Source organism: Pontibacter silvestris, assembly GCF_020907275.1.
Taxonomy (GTDB): Bacteria; Bacteroidota; Bacteroidia; order Cytophagales; family Hymenobacteraceae; genus Pontibacter; species Pontibacter silvestris.
In genome coordinates this window covers 1-2,068 of the sequence record NZ_JAJJWI010000067.1, presented here as the reverse complement: position 1 = coordinate 2,068, position 2,068 = coordinate 1, and the positions used below count along the sequence as shown (strand labels likewise).

The 2,068-nt window shown below is 40.1% G+C and carries 2 protein-coding genes; both read right to left on the bottom strand.

Annotated elements, in window-relative coordinates:
- Positions 1-1,609, bottom strand: a 1,609-nt coding sequence (locus LN995_RS21490) for a hypothetical protein (protein ID WP_229963152.1), incomplete at its 3' end; no start/stop codon positions are given.
- Between the two features lie 93 nt (positions 1,610-1,702).
- The coding region (locus LN995_RS21485; RefSeq protein WP_229963151.1) for a T9SS type A sorting domain-containing protein at positions 1,703-2,068 on the bottom strand (366 nt) is incomplete at its 5' end.

The window sequence follows — 2,068 nt, the reverse complement described above, 5'->3', positions numbered from 1 at the left end:
GCAAAATGGTGCCGGTAGCTGAACAGGTAGTAGTAACAGGAGTTTGTGAATTGGCTATCTTACCTACAAAGAAAGCAGGATTACTACTTAAAGTAATATTTTGAGGACTATGGACAGTTGTTTTTCCCGTTGAAGAGTAGTCCCATTCATAACGCGTTAAGCTAGAAAAATTCCATGTAACAGGGAATGAGTAATTTGTGGAATATTTCTCTGTGCCAGTAGTAGGGTTTTTAGCCCAAAGCACATATACATATTCTCCACTTTTACTAAAAGCAGCACCTTCTACTGTTTCTGGCATTTTTAAAGCAGCAGTACGTGATGCATCATAGCGATAACCTTTTAAAAGTTTTGTTGTAGTATAAAAGGCTTTTCCACTTGGAGTTATTTTTTCTGAGCCAGGTTTATCTCTTGACAGGTTTTCATAAAAGCCCATTAGTTTATGCTCATAAGAAGATGTGACAGACTGTGTTGCTGCAGGAGCATCGGCAAATTCAGCTGAAATAAAAAAGTGTAATTGCTTGATATTATTTTTCTGTGCCAGCACCAGGGCTTTGGTAGCGTAGTTGCGCTGCATTTCATCACTGCCATAGCGCCAGTCAACCGTACGTCTGCTAACATTTGTCTCTGTTATAATAACATGTTTTTTAGGATAGGTAGATCCATTGTAACCATATTTATTAAGCACTTCCTCTAACCCATCTTTATGTTTGATAACCTGAGCAGCTGCATAATCTGAGTTTTGAAGGTATTTAAAGCCTCCGTTCTCCCACGTGCGGAGGTAGTGAGATGGATAAACGTGATAGCTTAGTACATCAAAGTAAGCACCGCCCTTATTGGGATACTGACTTGTAACGCTTCCATCTACAGGGTTATCGGTGTAGCGAAGCATTGCATCCAGAAATTCTTTATAGCCAATGCCTCCGGGAGCTACGTAATCATCAGGGTTGTACTTCTTTACTACTTCCCATGTAATGCGAAGCATTCTGATGTAATGATAGAAAGGGGCACGGGTATTCACTGTCTCAGACGGTAAAGGTGCCCTGGTTAGCCAATTGGAAACGTCTACGCCGCTCACATAATCTGGCTCATTTACAACTTCCCAAAATTTTATGTAATCTCCATATGTCTGAACCAGTTTGTAGACATAGTCAGCATAATAGTTCTGAGGGTTTACTGTGCCATCGGAATTCCAGATAGGCTCATATAAGTTTGCAAATAACTTAGAAGGTTCAGAGCTGCCTGAGTACTTTTTCTTGTCTTGATGGGCAGAAGACGGTTTTTCTATAAAACAGGTCAGGTCCTTCAAGCCTAGCTCTTCACTATACGATCTAAATGTGTTCAAACGCACAGTAGGGCCCCATTCTTCAATAAAAGCATCAGGAAGAGTCGGTCTGAGTGTGTTTGTTCCTATTTTACTTAGAAGAGTTGCAACACTTTTGTCGTCCCATCCATTTGAATAATATCCTAAATTGTTCCCATATCCAAAGTCTTCAGTATAGGGTTTTACATATTCATTGGCAGTTTTAAAAGAGCTTTGAGCGTAAGAATAAGAAGACCACAGTAAGCAGACTAAGCCTAGTACAGTCCTAGTAAAAAATTTGATGGTCATAAATTGATTGGCTAAAAGTAAAGGTGCTCGTTATTTTGTACTTAAGGTGCCTGATGTACCAGTAAGGCCCAGAACTGGTACATCAGGTATTGACTAATAGGCACTTTTAATGATTTTCTTAGTTATGATCCTGTTGTTACTCTTCATTTTAACTAAGTAAAGGCCCGGCCGAAGATCGTTAGCTTTAAGTGTCAGTTCCAGTGGTTCTCCAGCTTTAACAATTCCATTAAAAAGCTTTTGTACTAGCTTCCCACTCAGGTCGTAAACTTCCAGCGTTGTTTGAGCATTCTCCTGTAGTACAAATCCTACAGTTGCACGATCGGATAGAGGGTTAGGGTAAACTGTTAACTCGTCGTTGCTTGAGGTTAGGTTTTCCTGAGGCTGAACAACTAACGCCTTACTTGTACTGCTTGTTGATAATGTGTTGACTTGGAAAGGAGACAGGTGACTACCAGCTAT